General features: G+C 39.7%; 16 protein-coding genes and 1 pseudogene. 14 read left to right on the top strand and 3 right to left on the bottom strand.

Going from position 1 to position 19,655, the window contains the following annotated elements:
• The 3 genes from HT728_RS02430 to HT728_RS10720 form a co-directional block, all read right to left on the bottom strand.
• A complete protein-coding gene (locus tag HT728_RS02430; protein ID WP_173233574.1) occupies positions 1 to 2,016 on the bottom strand; it encodes a DUF1430 domain-containing protein in 2,016 nt (671 codons plus the stop codon).
• 95 nt (positions 2,017 to 2,111) lie between these two features.
• Positions 2,112 to 2,414, bottom strand: coding sequence for a lactococcin 972 family bacteriocin (locus tag HT728_RS02425; RefSeq protein WP_045611574.1), 303 nt, complete (start codon positions 2,412 to 2,414; stop codon positions 2,112 to 2,114).
• A 314-nt stretch (positions 2,415 to 2,728) separates the two neighbouring features.
• Entirely contained in the window at positions 2,729 to 2,899 is a 171-nt protein-coding gene (locus HT728_RS10720) for a PhrA family quorum-sensing system peptide (protein ID WP_267241016.1), read from the bottom strand.
• 267 nt (positions 2,900 to 3,166) lie between these two features.
• Between HT728_RS10720 and HT728_RS02420 the strand changes: the two are divergent.
• The 14 genes and pseudogenes from HT728_RS02420 to HT728_RS02345 all read left to right on the top strand — a co-directional run.
• Positions 3,167 to 3,535, top strand: a pseudogene (locus HT728_RS02420) (transcriptional regulator); the annotation flags it as partial.
• A gap of 305 nt (positions 3,536 to 3,840) precedes the next feature.
• On the top strand, positions 3,841 to 4,461 hold the full coding sequence (locus HT728_RS02415; protein ID WP_049511713.1) for a hypothetical protein: 621 nt from the start codon (positions 3,841 to 3,843) through the stop codon (positions 4,459 to 4,461).
• A gap of 189 nt (positions 4,462 to 4,650) precedes the next feature.
• The gene (tsaE, locus tag HT728_RS02410; RefSeq protein ID WP_173233572.1) at positions 4,651 to 5,094 is read left to right on the top strand and encodes a tRNA (adenosine(37)-N6)-threonylcarbamoyltransferase complex ATPase subunit type 1 TsaE; all 444 of its coding nucleotides are present in this window, start codon (positions 4,651 to 4,653) and stop codon (positions 5,092 to 5,094) included.
• Positions 5,084 to 5,602 (top strand): GNAT family N-acetyltransferase, encoded by a 519-nt coding sequence (locus tag HT728_RS02405; RefSeq protein WP_101781719.1) that lies wholly within the window; start codon positions 5,084 to 5,086, stop codon positions 5,600 to 5,602. The genes tsaE and HT728_RS02405 overlap by 11 nt, the downstream gene beginning before the upstream one ends.
• A 7-nt stretch (positions 5,603 to 5,609) precedes the next feature.
• The gene (locus HT728_RS02400; RefSeq protein WP_173233570.1) at positions 5,610 to 6,626 is read left to right on the top strand and encodes an LCP family protein; all 1,017 of its coding nucleotides are present in this window, start codon (positions 5,610 to 5,612) and stop codon (positions 6,624 to 6,626) included.
• An 83-nt stretch (positions 6,627 to 6,709) separates the two neighbouring features.
• Positions 6,710 to 7,966: a competence/damage-inducible protein A gene (locus HT728_RS02395; RefSeq protein WP_173233568.1), complete on the top strand. Its 1,257-nt coding sequence runs from the start codon at positions 6,710 to 6,712 to the stop codon at positions 7,964 to 7,966.
• 54 nt (positions 7,967 to 8,020) lie between these two features.
• Positions 8,021 to 9,187, top strand: a complete 1,167-nt coding sequence (recA, locus tag HT728_RS02390; RefSeq protein ID WP_173233566.1) for a recombinase RecA — start codon at positions 8,021 to 8,023, stop codon at positions 9,185 to 9,187.
• A 220-nt stretch (positions 9,188 to 9,407) separates the two neighbouring features.
• Positions 9,408 to 10,778 carry an MATE family efflux transporter gene (locus HT728_RS02385; protein WP_173233565.1) on the top strand — a complete coding sequence of 457 codons (1,371 nt, stop codon included), beginning with the start codon at positions 9,408 to 9,410 and terminating at the stop codon, positions 10,776 to 10,778.
• 375 nt (positions 10,779 to 11,153) lie between these two features.
• Positions 11,154 to 12,104 (top strand): N-acetylmuramoyl-L-alanine amidase family protein, encoded by a 951-nt coding sequence (locus HT728_RS02380; RefSeq protein ID WP_173233563.1) that lies wholly within the window; start codon positions 11,154 to 11,156, stop codon positions 12,102 to 12,104.
• Between the two features lie 918 nt (positions 12,105 to 13,022).
• Positions 13,023 to 13,577, top strand: coding sequence for a PBECR4 domain-containing protein (locus tag HT728_RS02375; RefSeq protein WP_314514302.1), 555 nt, complete (start codon positions 13,023 to 13,025; stop codon positions 13,575 to 13,577).
• A 781-nt stretch (positions 13,578 to 14,358) separates the two neighbouring features.
• Positions 14,359 to 16,785 (top strand): DUF1542 domain-containing protein, encoded by a 2,427-nt coding sequence (locus HT728_RS02365; protein ID WP_240156593.1) that lies wholly within the window; start codon positions 14,359 to 14,361, stop codon positions 16,783 to 16,785.
• A gap of 1,280 nt (positions 16,786 to 18,065) precedes the next feature.
• Positions 18,066 to 18,524, top strand: coding sequence for a DUF4231 domain-containing protein (locus HT728_RS02355; protein WP_057488305.1), 459 nt, complete (start codon positions 18,066 to 18,068; stop codon positions 18,522 to 18,524).
• Positions 18,525 to 18,536: 12 nt separating this feature from the next.
• The gene (locus tag HT728_RS02350; protein WP_173233559.1) at positions 18,537 to 19,145 is read left to right on the top strand and encodes a hypothetical protein; all 609 of its coding nucleotides are present in this window, start codon (positions 18,537 to 18,539) and stop codon (positions 19,143 to 19,145) included.
• Positions 19,138 to 19,548, top strand: a complete 411-nt coding sequence (locus HT728_RS02345) for a hypothetical protein (protein ID WP_000595757.1) — start codon at positions 19,138 to 19,140, stop codon at positions 19,546 to 19,548. Before HT728_RS02350 ends, HT728_RS02345 begins: the two co-directional genes overlap by 8 nt.
• Positions 19,549 to 19,655 lie beyond the last annotated feature (107 nt).

The following is a 19,655-nucleotide window of genomic DNA, read 5'->3' as shown; positions in this document are numbered from 1 at the left end:
TTAACCTCCCTTCAAAACAAGCATGGACATCTTGTTTTCTTTCTGCATTTGGACATGTAACTGTAAAAGAGATAGACCAGTAAAGAGTAACGAGACTAAGAAAGCAACTACTATCTCTACCATAAGAAATACACTCGCAACAAATCCCAGTAAAAACACACCCAGTTGAGCAAAGAGATAAGTGCGATGGATTTCTAAGAACCTGAGACCTGCAATGCGTTTGATAAAAATGGCACGTCTAAATTCTTCAAAGTAGAGCCTATTCATAGTGTTAAACAACAAGATTGAAGTTGTAATCCCAAGCACAGCTCCTGCTAGCATTACCCAACGTTCCCTCTGGATATTATCCGATAATGTGATGTAGTTGTGGTAACCTGTTTGCATTTCTGAGACCCAATTTTCAATGCCTTGTCTCTGGATAAGCTCCTGGGCATCAGACAATTGATTAAAGAGAACGTAATTCTGTACTGCGTCTACCCAAAAGAAAATGGACTGTGGACCAGTTGATTGGGGTGTTATAACAATGATGATTGGATCTTTCAAAAACTGCTGGTAAGAAATAGGGGTCGTATTATACACAAAACGATCCTGACCTGATTCCAAATAACCTACCGTAGCAGTCATTTGCTGTCGTTCATCTTTACTAGACATGCGACTGGTTAAGTCGTCTTCAAAAACAGATTTATAATGTTCTTCCTCTGAACGGAGGTGTTCAGGCAGCAATAAGACAAACTCCCCTACATCAAGGTGATTCATCTTTTGCTCAATAGTTGTATCTACAGGAATGTTTTGACGCTCCAAGTATTGCGGTGTGACGATAAGGACATTGCCATTCGGGTTGTAATCGTGCCATTCTGTAGAGGTTATAAAGTTTTTGGAGGAAGCCATGCCATTTTGCAAAGTACGGTCAATTAACTGGTGTCTAGATAAGAAAGCCTTTTTTTCTGAAACAGCCAGATCCATCAATTGATACCAAGTTCTGAGTTTCCTTTGAGCTTGTTCATCAAAACCAGGACTCGTTCCTTCACGGCTGAATGATAGGGTAATCAGTTGCCTTTCCTGGCTCCAAGCCTCTTGTCCAATCCGATGCTGTTGCCAGGCTTGGGAATACTTTAAGCTACTCCCTATTCCCAGCGTTACAATAATAATCGCTAATAGTTGACCGATTAAAATCAAACTAATGATTCCTCTGACAGGCACTTGCCCTTTTATAATCTGCATCAGGTGTATCTTTTTTATCCCAACTGCGAAGAGTTGAGCGAAAAACAGGGAGATCAACAACAAGATGAGATTATAACTGAGCAAGCCTTCTCCTATGGTCATTAGGGATTGCGTTGGAAGCGACAGAATTTTTTGCATAAGAATGGCGAGCACGCCAGCTAAACTGAAACCAACAGCTATCCCTTTCAAATCCTCACCAACTGGTCTAAGGAAAATGGACCACCGTTTCTCTCCTGAAATGAGGCGAATGCCCGACGACCGTAATTGGCTAATTTGACTAATTAAAGTCAGTGCTCCAAAGGTTAAGATGAAAATCAATAAACCGATTAACTGAAATCCGTTACTAAAGATAGCCATTAACGTAGATAGTTTAGATGGAATTATCAGGTGCATGTTAGTCAAGCCAAGTTGACTTAGCTCCTCCCTTAGCAAGTGAATATCTAGGTTTCCATCGAATACAAAATAGTTTGTTTCAACACTACTACTTTGAGCATCTTCTAGATTTTTTTCCTGTAGCCCATCAGGCAACTTTCCGTTCCCAAAGGTCGTATAAGAAAACACTGGAGTACCTTCTGAGTTAGGATCCTGGTGTTGAATCGCAATAAAGCTATCCGTTTCTTCTGCTAGTTTTTCCAAGCGTGTAGCAACATGCTGAAAAGTTGTTTCAGGGGAAGAATCACGTACAACAACGTTGGGGTAATAATGGGAAACATATGTATCAGTCCAAATGGTAAATACCCAAACAAAGAACAAACTAGCAAGCAGGTTGGATATGAGTATAAATAATTTTTTCATAGTGCATTCCTTATTCTAAAATAGAGGGCAGAAATACCCCTGCCCTCTATAAACTAACAAGCTTACTAAACTATTGATAAAAGAATCTTCTTCAATTATTCTTGCAATCCCGCATCAAATGTAACTTGCTCCCCAAAATTTGTATTAACAAACGCATAGGCCGCACTATGTGCTCCTGCATAAGCTGTTTTTTGATTGTCACGTCCATTACTTCCAACATAGGCCCAGTGATCCTCTGAACCATGATAATAATTCGAAAATGCTCCCCAATTATTTGGATCATGATAGCCTCCATAGGTCCACTCGCCACCATGGAGAGAAACTGCCAAAACAGGAAGAGCCAAACTACATGCCAAAACGGCAAGGGATGATGCAACTACTTTTCTAAATTTTAACATATTATTACTCCTCTGAATGAAATATTATGAAAATGAGCGAAATGCAACTACATATTTTAATTAGAAATCTCAGTCTGAATTATAGTATCCTATTTTTTCCTCCTTTCTAACTGCACGTTCCTTTCTACAGGCAGAGACCTAATTTTATAAACCAATCTTAAATACTTTAGATTTTGTAACTCATAATTTTCAACAGTTGGTTAGCTATGAAAGCATTTTATCAAACATCTCCATTCTTATATCTATCTGGTATTGTTACAAGCTCTCATAAGAATACCTTTCTCTAAATAGTTGAATTTTAAAGTAATACGAAATCAATCTGCCTTCCCAACATCAAGACCATTGGAATTCTTTTGTAATTGCACTCGAATCTCCAATCGTTTATTCTTCTGAACAAACTGTTGGTAAGGAATTGTGTTACTAAACGTAAAAACACCTAGTAATACTAATATAGCTAATTTTTGAATTCCACGATTTTTCTTTATTCGTGAAACCCCTTTCTGTTTCCTTGTTTTTATTTTAACATATGTATATTATTCAGTCAAGTATTTTTATTATATTTTGAACTTTTTTTATTATTTCTATTTGTAATTTTATCGAGCAAATATTTGCCGTCTTTAACTAAATGATATATAATTGACAAATATAAATTAGGAAGGTTTTTTGTTTTTATGACTACATTAGCTGAAAAATTCAGATTGAAAAGAAAAGAGTTGAGACTCTCCCAACAAACTCTTGCAGAAGGAATTTGTGAACAAGAATATGAGGTAAACTACTTTCATTTAATGGAGTTATATCAGACAAAAAATTTTGAGCATCAAGAGTTTTTATTTGGCTACATCAGAGTTCGTTACAACTACGCTCACTACCTAGTATCAAAGGAAAAATATAACGAAGCCATCCAAGAAGCTCTTGAGACGATTGAACTCTGTAAACAAAGACAGACAAGCTACCAACTGGCTCCTCTACTTATTCTTGTAGGAAATGCTGGAGCTAAATTTCTAGACAAAGAACAAGTCAAAAATTATTATATAGAAGCAAGAGAGTTATGTAAGATTTATAACAATCCTTTAATGTTGATGAAGATAGAAAATTATTTGAAGGAATTAGATACTGTTTAGTTAATCTTGACATTATAGTTTTTCTGAAACGTTAAATAACCTGTAAGGCTGATAGTGAAATGAATACTATCAGCCTTATTTCAAGTTTATATTCTTCCAAAATCTCTTCAAACCACGTCAGCTCTATCTGCAATCACAAAACAGTGTTTTGAGCAACCTGCGGCTAGCTTCCTAGATTGCTCTTTGATTTTCATTGAGTATTAGTCTCTCATGTTTGTTTAGCGTCTTAAAAAGACATTTGAGAAGATTAGAAGCAGTTCTCTCTTTTCTCCTAGTATAATGATTGGTAGGAAGGGAGAGAAAAGATGAAATCAATGAGAATCTTATTTTTGTTAGCTTTAATTCAAATCAGTTTGAGTAGCTGTTTCCTATGGAAGGAATGCATCTTGTCCTTTAAACAAAGTACAGCTTTTTTCATCGGAAGTATGGTTTTCGTTTCAGGAATCTGTGCTGGAGTAAATTATCTTTATACCCGTAAGCAAGAAGTCCACAGTGTCCTAGCCAGTAAGCGGTCAGTGAAGCTTTTTTACAGTATCCTGCTCTTAATTAATTTGTTAGGAGCTGTTCTTGTCCTGTCAGATAACTTGTTCATCAAAAATACTCTGCAGCAAGAATTAGTTGACTTTTTATTGCCATCCTTCTTTTTCCTATTTGGACTAGATTTGCTGATTTTTTTACCCTTGAAAAAATACATGCGCGATTTGCTTGCTATGCTAGACAGAAAAAAGACAGTGTTGGTGACTATTTTAGCAACACTTCTCTTCTTAAGAAATCCAATGACCATTGTCTCTCTTCTGATTTATATTGGACTGGGTTTGTTTTTTGCAGCCTATCTTGTCCCAAATTCTGTTAAGAAGGAAGTTTCCTTTTATGGTCATATTTTCCGAGATCTTGTATTGGTCATTGCTACGCTCATTTTCTTTTAGAGAAGGCTTGTTTTTATGGATGTTATGATGGTAATACTCTTCGAAAATCTCTTCAAACTACGTCAGCGTCGCCTTGCCGTACTCAAGTACAGCCTGCGGCTAGCTTCCTAGTTTGCTCTTTGATTTTCATTGAGTATAAGTTTAGCAGGAAAATAGACACAAAAGAAAAGTTTTTGGTATAATAAGAATATGTACACAAAAAATGAAGAAGAACTGCAAGCCTTAGGGGAGCGTTTGGGTCATTTATTAGAAAAGAATGATGTTTTAATCTTAACTGGAGAACTGGGTGCAGGTAAAACGACCTTTACTAAAGGACTTGCAAAAGGATTACAGATTTCTCAAATGATTAAAAGTCCCACCTATACTATCGTAAGAGAGTATGAGGGGCGTCTTCCGCTTTACCATTTAGATGTTTATCGTATTGGAGGAGATGCGGATTCTATTGATTTGGATGAATTTCTCTTTGGTGGAGGCGTGACTGTTATTGAGTGGGGAAATCTCTTAGGAGATGCCTTGCCAGATACTTATTTAGAATTGGAAATTCTAAAAGAAGCAGATGGACGTCGTTTAAATTTTCAGGCAAAGGGTTTGCGTGCTGAGAAACTCTTAGAGGAGCTTCGACATGGAGTATGAATTGCTCATTAGGGAAGCAGAGCCCAAAGATGCAGCTGAATTAGTGGCTTTTTTAAATCGTGTAAGTTTGGAGACAGATTTTACCAGCCTAGACAGAGATGGTATTCTCTTGACCAGTGAGGAGATGGAAATATTCCTCAACAAGCAAGCTAGTTCGGACAATCAGATAACCTTACTTGCATTCTTAAATGATAAAATTGCTGGTATTGTAAATATTACAGCTGACCAGCGTAAGAGAGTCCGTCATATTGGAGATCTCTTCATTGTGATTGGGAAAAGATATTGGAATAATGGCTTGGGAAGTTTGTTGCTAGAAGAAGCGATAGAGTGGGCACAAGCAAGTGGCATTCTGCGTCGTCTCCAACTGACTGTCCAAACTCGTAATCAAGCTGCAGTTCATCTGTATCAAAAGCATGGCTTTGTCATTGAAGGTCGCCAAGAGCGTGGGGCATATATAGAAGAAGGGAAATTTATCGATGTTTACTTGATGGGTAAACTGATCGATTAGTAGAAATATGGTTAAAAAAATTATTGGAATGGTGCTAGCTTTACTTTCTGTAACTGTAGTAGGAGCAGGTATTTTTGCTTATACTATTTATCAACAAGGGACAGAAACCTTAGCTAAAACCTATAAAAAAATCGGCGAAGAAACCAAGGTTATTGAAGCGACTGAACCTCTAACTATTCTGTTAATGGGAGTGGACACCGGAAATGCTGAACGAACTGAAACTTGGGTCGGTAGAAGTGATAGCATGATCTTGATGACAGTGAATCCTAAAACGAAAAAAACAACGATGATGAGTTTAGAGCGAGATATTCTGACCCGCATTGAATCAGGGAGTGGTCAGGCTCATGAAGCGAAACTGAATTCAGCATATGCAGATGGTGGAGCAGAACTTGCTATAGAAACAATTCAAAAAATGATGAATATCCATATTGATCGCTATGTGATGGTCAATATGAAAGGGTTACAAAAACTAGTGGATGCAGTAGGTGGTATTACAGTCAATAATACCCTAGGTTTCCCAATTTCTATCAGTGACCAAGAAGAATTTAATACCATTTCTATCGGTGTTGGGGAGCAACATATTGGGGGAGAAGAAGCCCTAGTCTATGCACGAATGCGTTACCAAGATCCTGAGGGGGATTATGGTCGTCAAAAACGTCAACGTGAAGTTATTCAAAAAGTCATGGAAAAAGCTCTCAGTTTAAATAGCGTTGGTCATTATCAAGAGATTCTAAAAGCTTTGAGTGACAATATGCAGACCAATATTGATTTGTCTGCAAAAAGTATCCCTAACTTGCTAGGCTATAAAGATTCATTTAAAACCATTGAAACTCAGCAGTTGCAGGGTGAAGGAGAGATGCTTCAAGGTGTTTCTTACCAGATTGTTTCGAGAGCCCATATGTTGGAAATGCAAAATCTACTCCGACGTTCTTTGGGACAAGAAGAAGTCACTCAGCTTGAAACCAATGCGGTCTTATTTGAAGATTTATTTGGCAGAGCACCTGTTGGTGATGAAGATAATTAACTTTTGATACAAATAAAAAATCAATCGTAGGAAATTTCCTGCGATTTTTTCAAAAAAATACGAATAGATAGGTAGGAGGAAACATGAAAGCAGAAATCATTGCTGTTGGAACAGAGATCTTGACAGGACAGATTGTCAACACCAATGCTCAGTTTTTGTCGGAAAAACTAGCTGAGATTGGAGTAGACGTATATTTTCAGACGGCTGTAGGAGACAATGAAGCTCGTCTCTTGTCTTTGCTCGAAATTGCCAGTCAACGTAGCAGTCTGGTGATTTTGACAGGCGGTTTGGGGCCAACTGAGGACGATTTGACCAAACAAACTCTGGCTAAATTTTTAGGGAAAGAATTAGTCTTCGATCCTCAGGCTCAGGAGAAGTTGGATGTCTTTTTTGCCCAGAGACCAGACTATGCCCGAACACCGAATAACGAAAGACAAGCTCAAATTGTAGAAGGAGCGACTCCACTGCCAAACGAAACAGGACTGGCTGTGGGAGGAATATTGGAAGTTGATGGAGTGACCTACGTTGTCCTTCCAGGTCCACCAAGTGAATTAAAACCTATGGTTTTAAACCACCTTCTACCCAAGTTGATGACAGGGAGCAAGTTGTATTCCCGAGTTCTTCGTTTCTTTGGGGTTGGCGAGAGCCAGCTGGTGACGATTTTGGCTGATTTAATTGCTAATCAAACAGATCCTACCTTGGCACCTTATGCCAAGACAGGAGAAGTCACTCTGCGTCTGTCAACAAAGGCTAGCAGTCAAGAAGAGGCGAATCAAGCGCTGGATATTTTGGAACATCAAATCTTGGATCGCCAGACTTTCGAAGGCTTTTCTTTACGAGAACTTTGCTATGGTTATGGGGAAGAAACTAGTTTAGCCAGCATTGTGGTAGAAGAACTGAAAAAACAAGGGAAAACTATCACGGCTGCAGAGAGTTTGACGGCAGGGCTTTTCCAAGCTACTGTAGCGGATTTTTCAGGAGCTTCAAGTATATTTAAGGGTGGTTTTGTAACCTATAGCTTGGAGGAAAAATCAAAGATGTTGGATATTCCTGCCAAGGATTTGGAAGAACATGGTGTGGTGTCTGAATTTACAGCTCAGAAGATGGCTGAGCAGGCGCGAAGCAAGACCCAGTCAGATTTTGGAATTAGTTTGACTGGAGTGGCAGGACCAGATAGCCTAGAAGGACACCCAGCTGGGACAGTCTTTATAGGTTTGGCACAGGAGCATGGAACTGAAGTCATCAAGGTGAATATTGGAGGCAGAAGTCGAGCAGATGTACGTCACATTGCGGTTATGCATGCCTTTAACCTAGTTCGCAAGGCTTTATTAAGTGACTAACTTTTGATATAATAGTAGATAGGTCTAAGGACCATTAGAATGTAGGAGAATAGAATGGCGAAAAAACCAAAAAAATTAGATGAAATTTCAAAAAAGTTTGGGGCAGAACGTGAAAAAGCCTTGAATGACGCTCTCAAATTGATTGAGAAAGACTTTGGTAAAGGATCAATCATGCGTTTGGGTGAACGTGCGGAGCAAAAGGTGCAAGTGATGAGCTCAGGTTCCTTGGCACTTGACATTGCCCTTGGCTCAGGTGGTTATCCTAAGGGACGTATCATCGAAATCTATGGGCCAGAGTCATCTGGTAAGACAACGGTTGCCCTTCATGCAGTTGCACAAGCGCAAAAAGAAGGTGGGATTGCAGCCTTTATCGATGCGGAACATGCCCTCGATCCAGCTTATGCTGCGTCTCTTGGTGTTAACATTGATGAATTACTCTTGTCACAACCAGACTCAGGAGAGCAAGGTCTTGAGATTGCAGGAAAATTGATTGATTCAGGTGCTGTAGATCTTGTTGTGGTCGACTCAGTTGCAGCCCTTGTACCTCGTGCGGAAATTGATGGAGATATCGGAGATAGCCACGTTGGTTTGCAGGCTCGTATGATGAGCCAGGCTATGCGTAAGCTCGGTGCTTCTATCAATAAAACCAAAACAATTGCCATTTTTATCAACCAATTGCGTGAAAAAGTTGGGGTCATGTTTGGAAATCCAGAAACAACACCTGGTGGACGTGCTTTGAAATTCTATGCTTCAGTGCGTTTGGATGTTCGTGGTAATACACAAATTAAGGGAACTGGTGACCAAAAAGAAACCAATGTCGGTAAAGAAACTAAGATTAAGGTTGTAAAAAATAAGGTAGCTCCACCGTTTAAGGAAGCCGTAGTTGAAATTATGTACGGAGAAGGAATTTCTAAGACTGGTGAACTCTTGAAGATCGCAAGCGATTTGGATATCATCAAAAAAGCAGGAGCTTGGTACTCTTACAAGGATGAGAAAATTGGGCAAGGTTCTGAGAATGCTAAGAAATACTTAGCAGAGCACCCAGAAATCTTTGATGAAATTGATAAGCAAGTCCGTTCTAAATTTGGCTTGATTGATGGAGAAGAGGCTTCTGTCGAAGGTGTTGAAACTAAAAAAGATGACGCAGTTCAAGCAGATTCTGTGAATGAAGAAGTCACACTTGACCTAGGTGATGAACTTGAAATCGAAATTGAAGAATAATACTCTTTGAAAATCTCTTCAAACCACGTCAGCATCGCCTTACCGTACTCAAGTACAGCTTACGGCTAGCTTCCTAGTTTGCTTTTTGATTTTCATTGAGTATAAGCTGTTAAAGTAGTGGAGAACATCCGCTGCTTTTTCGTTATCTTTTTCTGGTTTTCAGCTCACGCATAGTTTGCTGTTTCTTGTCGCTCCACTAGAAAGCTGATATAATAGCCTTATGAATAAAAAACGAACAGTGGACCTGATTCATGGTCCGATTCTTCCCTCGCTTGTGAGTTTTGCCTTCCCAATCTTGCTGTCTAATATTTTTCAACAGCTCTATAACACTGCTGATGTCTTGATTGTTGGGCGTTTCCTTGGCCAAGACTCCTTGGCAGCGGTAGGGGCGACGACAGCGATTTTTGACCTAATTGTGGGTTTTACTCTTGGTGTTGGCAATGGCATGGGAATTGTCATTGCCCGTTATTATGGAGCTCGGAATTTTACAAAAATCAAGGAAGCAGTAGCAGCCACCTGGATTTTAGGCGCTCTTTTGAGTGTTGTAGTTATGCTACTGGGCTTTCTTGGTTTGTATCCTCTCTTGCAATACCTAGATACCCCTGCAGAAATTCTTCCCCAGTCCTATCAATATATTTCTATGATTGTGACCTGTGTCGGTGTCAGCTTTGCTTATAATCTCTTTGCAGGCTTGTTGCGGTCCATTGGGGACAGTCTAGCTGCGCTTGGTTTTCTGATTTTCTCTGCTCTGGTTAATGTGGTTTTGGATCTCTATTTTATTACGCGACTGCATCTGGGAGTACAATCTGCGGGCCTTGCTACCATCATTTCGCAAGGCTTATCAGCGGTTCTCTGCTTTTACTATATCCGTAAGAGTGTGCCAGAACTTTTGCCTCAGCGCAAGCATTTCAAATGGGATAAGTCCTTGTACGCAGATCTTTTGGAGCAAGGTTTGGCTATGGGCTTGATGAGTTCAATTGTGTCCATCGGCAGTGTGATTTTACAGTCTTCTGTTAATACTTTTGGAGCCGTGATTATTAGTGCTCAAACAGCGGCGCGACGCATTATGGCCTTTGCTCTTCTTCCCATGACCGCTATTTCTGCCTCGATGACGACCTTTGCTTCTCAGAATCTAGGAGCTAAGCGACCTGACCGTATTGTTCAAGGCCTTCGAATCGGCAGTCGTTTGAGTATGTCCTGGGCAGTTTTTGTTTGTGTTTTCCTCTTTTTTGCCAGTCCAGCCTTGGTTTCCTTCTTGGCTAGTTCGACAGATGGTTACTTGATAGAAAATGGAAGTCTCTATCTGCAAATCAGCTCAGCTTTTTATCCCATTTTGAGCCTCTTGTTGATTTATCGCAATTGCTTGCAGGGCTTGGGGCAAAAGATCCTTCCTCTGGTTTCTAGCTTTATCGAACTAATCGGGAAAATTGCTTTTGTGATCTTGATTATCCCTTGGGCAGGCTATAAGGGAGTTATCCTTTGCGAACCCCTCATCTGGGTTGCCATGACCATTCAACTGTACTTCTCACTGTTTCGTCACCCCTTGATAAAAGAAGGCAAGACCATATTGGCAACAAAAGTGTCATCATAGCTCGATTTGCTGAATAAAATCTCTTTCCTCTAGTGAAAATCGAAAAAACTTGTGTTCTCCTCTTTAGTTTGGTCTTGAAAACAGTTTAACAGACTTTTGACTTCTTTTATATGATATAATAAAGTATAGTATTTATGAAAAGGACATATAGAGACTGTAAAAATATACTTTTGAAAAGCTTTTTAGTCTAGGGTGTTATTGTAGATAGAATACAGACCCTGTCAGTCCTATTTACAGTATCAAAATAGTGCGTTTTAAAGTTCTATCTACAAGCCTAATCGTGACTAGGATTGTCTTCTTTGTAAGGTATAAATAAAGGAGTTTCTAGCTCTGGATTGTAAAAAATAAGTTGTTTTAATTGATAAGGAGTAGAATATGGAAATTGATGTGAGTAAATTAAGAACAGATTTGCCTCAAGTCGGCGTGCAACCATATAGGCAAGTCCATGCCCATTCCACAGGCAACCGCAACTCAACGGTGCAAAATGAGGCTGACTACCATTACAGAAAAGATCCTGAATTGGGCTTCTTTTCTCACGTAGTCGGTAATGGTCGTGTTATGCAGGTAGGCCCTGTTGATAATGGTGCCTGGGACGTTGGGGGCGGTTGGAATGCAGAAGGTTATGCACAAGTTGAACTGATTGAAAGCCATGAATCGAAAGAAGAGTTTCTGATTGACTATCGTCTCTATATCGAACTTTTGCGCAATCTAGCAGACGAGGCTGGGATACCTAAAACGCTTGATACTGCTGATTTAGCAGGTATCAAGACACACGAATATTGCACCAATAACCAACCTGACAACAACTCAGATCACATTGACCCCTATCCTTATCTTGCCAAATGGGGTATTAACCGTGAGCAATTCAAGCAGGATATTGAAAACGGCTTGACGATTGAAGCAGGATGGCAACAGAACGATGCTGGCACCTGGTATGTACACTCAGATGGTTCTTATCCAAAAGATAAGTTTGAGAAAGTTAATGGTACCTGGTATTACTTTGACGGTTCAGGATATATGCTTGCAGACCGCTGGAAGAAGCACACAGACGGCAACTGGTACTGGTTTGACCAGTCAGGCGAAATGGCTACAGGCTGGAAGAAAATCGCTGAGAAGTGGTACTATTTCGATGGAGAAGGTGCTATGAAAACAGGCTGGATCAAATACAAGGAGACTTGGTACTATCTTGATAGTCAAAATGGGGACATGGTTTCTAATGCCTTTGTCAAATCAAATGATGGCTGGTATTACCTTAAAGAAGATGGTACGATAGCAGAAAAACCAGAATTTACAGTCGAGCCTGAAGGCTTGATAACAGTAAAATAATAATGGAATGTCTTTCAAATCAGAACAGCGCATATTATTAGGTCTTGAAAAAGCTTAATAGTATGCGTTTTCTTGTGGAGATATTTCCTTCAATTTTTGCTACTATATTAAATAAAAATCAAAAAGCAAACTAGAAAGCTATGCTCAAATAAAATCTAAATTTGACAATGTAAACCGATTGAAGCGTTTAAAGCGCAATTTATTACTGAACAAGAGGGCAATCATATCTGGAATAATATGCTTAAAAAGAGAAGGAAAATTGGTGCAAATTCATTTTCAGACTATCTTCGTGGAAGTGTTCATCAAAATAGACAAAAATAAATTTGGATAAATCGAACTCACTATTCAGGAGGCATATGAGCAATTCGAAGAAGAAAAGTGTCAAATTGAGCCTATAGGAGTAGAAATGTAATCGTAAGTCCTGCATAGTGGATGAGAGAAAAGTTGTCCTTGAAGTTTCCCTGAACTATCAGTCGCATATCAAACGATATGTAGGGTGATGTGAGAGGGGATAGCGAGTAGTTTTTGGTTATTTTATCAAAAAGCTTGTATTTTATCATACTGAATGATAAAATACAAGAAAAATAGTAGAATAAAGGAAAGCTTTTCTAAAATGTGTATCTCCCCACAGGATTCGTTCTTGTGGGATTTTTTTCGTTAAAGAAAGCGATAAATATTGACTTTTTTAAAGAAAGATGTCATAATTAAGTTGGAAAAAACGTAAAAGTATCACTTTTCTCGTTATCCCGACTCCCAAAACGTCGTTAAACCGCTCGGCAATCCATGGAGACATGGACACATAGTAGTAAGCACGCTATGTGGCTTGGCAGAGCTAAAAACTGTTCCCTTGCGATAAGCCTAATAAGCACAACATAGGGAGTTAGAGAAGCCGACTCTAATCATCCACTTTGGGCAGTAGTGAGAACTGCCCCGTGCTTTTTTTATTTTGAGAAAATATGGAGTTTGTCGTTGAAATTACTTGATTGTATTTTAGATTATCAAGAGAAATTCGATGGAAAAACATGTCAAGTATCAACGAATTATAAGCATTTAGAGACTTTCGAAGTAGATTTTTGCTTGACTGATTTACATCACTTATTTGGCTTGCACAAAATCACACGAGATTATGCTAGTCAAACAATACCTGCTATTCAAGCTGGTGTTTTTATTTTGGAAGAATATAAAAATAATCCCATGTACAACGATGTTATAGAAAGGATATCTTTGTATAGTTTTATCGGTGATATCTTCTATTCTAGGATAACAAGTTGTTGTATCCTAGCCAAAGATTTATCTAAAAACACTATGAAGTTGGATGTCATATTTTTTGAAGATAGAAACAAAAGATCCGCAATTTTAGGTTTACGAAGAGATAAAAGTGGAATGTTTAAACCGGTTACTCTACATTTTACAAGCGCTAAGAAATATGCTAAAGTTCGTAAAACAGATGTGAAAGAAATTAAATGGTTATAAAAAAACTTTTCGCAGGCTTCGGCTTGCGTTTTTTTGCTTGATAAAATTAAAAAAATGTGCAAAAATAAGTAGAATTGAAAACAGGAAAAAACACCTCCTTTCGATTCGCTAAGCCTCTTCGCAAGGCAATGAGGGGGCGGAGAGACGCGCTCGTCAACAGAAGTATCTCATTGGAAATGTTGCTCACTTTTTTAGTGAGCTTTTTATTTAAGGAATAGGAATGAAAAGTAAGAAGTTAAAATTATACTCAATGAAAATCTCTTCAAACCACGTCAGCGTCACCTTGCAGTCTGTATCTTACTGACCAAGCTAGTGATGGACTTAGAATAGGTGATTTGGAGCGCCCTATTGGCTAGGAAATGCTGGCAATAGTCCTTGACTGAGGATAGGGTGTGACACTCAACTGGTTGATCTAATTGATAGGAAGGAAATTACTATAAAATACTCAGGCTTCTATCATATATTTTGAAATGTTTTTGTAATCAAAATGTAACAATATTGTAATATTGGCGCAGAGGATGTTGTACATATATAAATATAGTATAACTCTCGTCTATTTGTTAAAAAATAGGCTGTATCAAAAGGTTTTATATGTCTGTGCATATATATATATATATATATAATGTCGCTTTTTTCTTGTATTTCCTGATTCCATCTTATCAGCGAGAGGGTTGATTTGTATGTCAGAAATGTTACTATATAGTTGATATATTATCGTCTATCGGCTTTTTGTGCGCTTTCTAAGCTCGGAGAAAGCCTCAGGCGAGGAAAGGATTCACTTATGTTCAAGAAAAAGAATGATGGTAATGGAGAGAAAATTTTCCGTTATTCCATTCGTAAATACCATTTTGGAGCTGCTAGTGTTGCGGTTGCGGCTCTGATGTTTTTCGCAAATGGGGTGCAAGCGCAGGCACCTGCAGTATCTTCGGCAACAGCCAGTGATGTAGTTGCTGGATCTGCTGGAAATTCAGATGGGGAACCACAGGAGTCAGATGGGGAAAGTCCTGAGAAAACGGAAGTAGTTGAACAGCCAGTTGAGCTCAAGTCTACAGGGGAGTCAAACTCTCCAGAGACTAAAATCGAGGACGCTAGTAAGGGGCAGGAAACAGCTGGCCTTGCTCCTACCAAACCAGAGACGAAACCAGCTGCTCAAGAAACTTCTCAAGGAGGAGCAGTAAAAGAGCAAGATCAGCCTACATCTGCCACTAAAACGACAGAAGCTAAATCACTCCAAGGCACCCTGCAAACTTTGTTGGCAAATCTAACGCTAGACTCCATGAAAGCGCTCCACGATGAAGTGGAAGCAGGTCTAGCAGCAGCTAAGGCAGTTTTGGACGATCCAAAAGCGACGCAAGCACAGGTTGATGAGCAAGTAAGAGCTATGGAAGAACTTACGCGCCGTGTCAATCAAGCCTTGGAGCCATCGCTACCAAAATTGACAGACTTGGGTGAAGCAGGTTCGACAAATAATAAGCTTGTCGAACCAAACGGAACTGTAACTGAGCAAGCAACTGGTGGAAAGCGTAGTAAAAGAGGTGGTTTGAGCCAAGCCACACCAGCTGTGGATCAGGTGAGCCCAGAAACTGTAGGTAACTCAGAAAAAACTGAATCTAGTGAAAAGCCTAGTCGACAAGAACTTCCAACCTACACCAATACGACAGAAGGTGAAAACGGCGTCTATGGACTAAAAGATGAATTAGAGTCTATTGTCAAACGACTTAAAGAAAATCAAGCGTCGGAAGATAAAATCCAAGCAGCAAAAGCAGCAGCTGATAAGTTTAACGAAGCATTTTCTAAGGGTGATACCATCAGCCAAGAAGATTTTGCCGCTGCCCTAGTCGACCTGAAAAAATCCCGAGACCTCATCGAAGGAGTGCTGGAAGAAAAATATGGAGAAGAAACTACAGCTGAAGGAGTAACTCCTCAACCACGTGATGGTGGCTACTCTGACTTTCGTAGTGCTAACTATAGTGGAAGGTCTGCAAGAGCGACAAGTCCATTAGATCGGCAGGAAAGTTACATTGAAAATGGTAAGTCGGGAGATAAGACCTACGATAGATACACCTATGTTTTTTACTCTAATAAAATATGGTACGACAATTCGACCAAGAAGGTCTCTGAAGCAAAAACTTATATTCTGGCAAAAGTAACTCCTACACAGGATGGTTTCCGTTGGGAGCTACAGATAAATAATGGACATAGACAAATACCTGGAACAGGTGTTTGGCTTACGATCCCTTCGGGGCAAGAATATAAGCAAGGTTCAGATAGTATTAGTATTACTCGCAAAGGTGGTGGCACTACTGCTGTATCTTCTAATGCTGGGGATTTACTTTCCCTTCTAAAACACTCTGCAACAGGATTTAGTAATCAGACTAAAGGAACAGTTCTTAATACCGGTATCGATAGACGACGTAGTCCGAAAAACCTACCAGTAGCAAACTTTGATGATTTAGCTCGTCATGGTGTGGGAAACATCCAACCATATCAGAGACAAGGTGAACCTCAAGAAATGCAAAACCAATCAAACGAAAAATTTCACAAAATAAATAATAGTGGTTCGGATTTATATTATTTCTCGCTGGGAAATAGTGACAATAGTTACAAAATAACTTTCGAGACTAGAGGGAATAACGATATCAAAAAACTTGACTATGCTGTAGGTTTGAGAGGAAACTCTGGGAACTGGACTTTCCTTGTCAATCAGTGGCATAGTAGAACATATAATGAGACAAAAGATGATGCCAAGGATGACATAGAGCAAGCGAGACGAGCAAAAAACGACGCTATTAGCAAGAATAAAAAATTATCCCAAGTGGAGCAAAATAGTGCCACTAGTAAAGTTGATATTTATGCACGGAATGCTACAAGAGAGATTGACAATGCCGACAGCCTTATTAAGGTGGAGGATGCCTTGAGACAGGGGTTGGAAAATATCAACGGCGTGAATCCAGTCGGACGCGAGTTGGCTAAGAATGCGGTTACGCAAGCGAAGAACGACGCAGACCAAGCTGTAGACCGCAACAACAACTTGTCAGAGACAGAGAAGAAGGCAGCGAAAGCAGCCATCAAGTCTAAAGCGGACGAAGCGACCCGTCAAATTGACCAAGCACAAGACCAAGGTGGTGTTGATACCGCTAAGAATAACGGTGTTACTGCGATTAACGGCTTGAAAGATGGTCAAGTCGGACGCGAGTTGGCTNNTTGACCAAGCACAAGACCAAGGTGGTGTTGATACCGCTAAGCAAGATGGCTTAAGCGCCCTAGATAAAATCCTTAAAGATCTTGCTGATCGTATCAACCAAGGAAACTCATCCACTCCAGGTAACGCTACCAACCAAGCTGGTTCAGATAGTAGAGGGGATGCGGCTAGCCAAGGAGACAGACCAGCTCCATCTGATCATGGTAGTCAAGGCGATACAAATAACCAAAATCAGCCTACTACTCCAAGCGCTCCAGCTCATTCGGGAGATTCGACGGGTCAAGCTACTGATCCATCTGCTCAACAGAGGGGAACAGGAAATGCGACAGCACCAGAGTCTCCACAAGGTCTATCTGAAAGTTCTGCGAAACCAGTAGTCCGTAGCCGTAGAAGTGTAGCTTTCGCTGGGGGCGCTCAATCGAGTCAAGAGAAACAGGTTGATAAATCAGTCTTAAGAGATTTGATTCAAGACTTGGAAACTCGTTTGAAAGACTTGGATGGTATTGATCAATCTGTCATCGACGCTGCTAAGGTCATTCTCGGAGAGGGTCAAGAAGCCCTTAGAAATACTGACTTGACAGAAGCAGGTTTGAGAGAGATGACTGCTAAGGTCAAAGAAGCACTCGAATCCTTGAGAGGCAAGCAAGCGACTAAGGATGAAGAGGAAACGAAAGAAACAAGGAAAGAGCAAGGTCATCTTCCATATGGTACGATGATTGGTAGCCTGCTCGCCCTTCTTGGTCTCCTTCTCTTCCTCATCGCGCGTCGTAAGAAAGAGTCAGAACTCAAGAAGCTGACCAAGGAATTAACTAAGGTTCTGCAAGAAAGCGACCTTACAAGTGTAGATGCGAAAGTTCTCGACCAAGCACGAGAAGCTCTCGCTCAAGCGGTTGCTTTCCTAGCCAATGAGAAAGAGTCTGACCACACAGAAGATGAGTTGATTGAGAAACTCAAAGCTATTCTTGCTCAGTTAAGATAAGTCAAGCTTAGACTAGTCGGAAACTAGCTAGAATACTGATTGAAAGAATTTTAGAAAAAACTCTATTTGAGGAGAACATTCAGAAAATCTTTCTTTGATAAAACGCATAATATCAAGCTTTCTTAGGCATGATATTATGCGCTTTTATCATTTTGAGACTTTTTGTCTATCCTCTTTGTGCTATGTTTCTCTCATTTCACAAACATTTCATATTTGGATTTTATAATAAGATATAGCTTTTTACTATACTTTGATATTCAAATATGTTATACTATGACTATCAAAGTAAATGAAAGGGGTTACGAACATGACGCCAGAAGAAATGTACCTGACAGATCGATTGGATGTACAGATAGCTCATTTTTTAAAGAAAAGCGTTCAACATCGTAGACGCTATAAGGTATTAAAAATAACAGAAATCGTGGCAGGTTTTCTCATAGCTGTTTTTTGTGCTATTCCTATGCCAGGTGATCGCTACCGTTTGATTTCGGTTGCCTTGTCCAGTTTAGGCTTGCTGTGTGAAGGGATTCTCAATTTGTATAATGCCAAGGAACACTGGATTTCTTACCAAAAGACTGCACAACTCCTGGAGAGAGAAAAATTCCTCTATCAATGTCAAACAGAGAAATATGCAGGAAAAACCAAGGCTTTTGCCCTATTTGTCAAGACATGCGAAGGTCTTATCTCAGAGGAGATTAACCAGTGGGAAAGTATCCAGTCAAAAGAAGTGGCAGCTAGTGCAGAAGCTCCAGGGCAAAAAGAATAGGAGGTGGAGGAAATGTCTCAATCTAGTTACCTGTCGCCCTTGCTCTGGTTAAAAAAAGAAGCCGATAAGGAAAAGATGAGTGCGACCCAGTGCCAGGTATTTTTCTTTTATTATCAAATGTTTGAGTTCTTATTTGCTAGAGAAAGCGACTTGAAAGACTTGTGTCTGGGAGGGCAAGGTTTTTATTTCTCGCAGTTAGAGAAAGATTTGCTTTCTGGAGTTTCCCACTTTCTAAAAAACTTGGAGGGAAAAGGGACTCTCAAGGATAACCAAGAAGTATCAGCTCGCAAAGCCCTTTTTCTAGCCTTGACAACTAGCCAGTCAGATTGGCAGGAGTTAGCTCCTGTTTTTGATTTTTATAAGGCTGTCGGGAGACTTGAAAATTCTTCTCTCTTGAGTTCTCAGGACAGACAATATCTGATGTGGATTTACCAGTCAGCTTTGGAGAAGGATTATAGTGTCAAGGTAATTGGCGACAAGCATTTTGTATTGAAGAGACAAGATGCTACTAAATTGACAGGGCGCCAAACTCAAACTTTGGAAATTCTGAGCCAATCAGAAGACTTGGTCAATCCTGTCTATGTTACATTAGGAGAAAAGGGGGTGCTCTTACTTGATTAAGAGAGGAGATGTTGTGGCTCTTTATTTGCCTTTTCCGACTATTAGTAGCGATTTGGCTGTGAAGAATCATATGTATATTTGTATTGACAACAGCATGACTAAAAACAAAGAGTTAGTTAAAAATCAGACCTTCAAACCAGCTCTCTTGACCAGACGTTTGGTCAAGAACTTTATGATAGAAGAGCCGGATTTAGCTCGTAATCCTTTTACAAGACCAACCTTGATTGACTTAGATAAGGTATTTATGTTGGATAATACGGTCATTCCGACTTCTTATCTAGCCAGACGGCGACGCAATGTCTCAGAAGAATTATACGAGGAAATTTTGGATCACTTAGTCCAACCACGGCTGATTTCGCTGAACAAGTCTGAGTTTATGCAACTCAATCCAGGAACTTATTAGGAGGTAGAAGATGACAAATAAAGCAGTAAATGACTTTATACTAGCTATGGATTACGATAAAAAGAAACTCTTGACCCATCAGGGAGAAAGTATTGAAAATCGTTTCA

The sequence above is a fragment of the Streptococcus sp. 544 genome (assembly GCF_013277385.1).
GTDB classification, from domain to species: domain Bacteria; phylum Bacillota; class Bacilli; order Lactobacillales; family Streptococcaceae; genus Streptococcus; species Streptococcus mitis_BA.
Note: the sequence above shows the minus strand (reverse complement) of the source record. Positions and strands in the feature narration are given on the sequence as shown.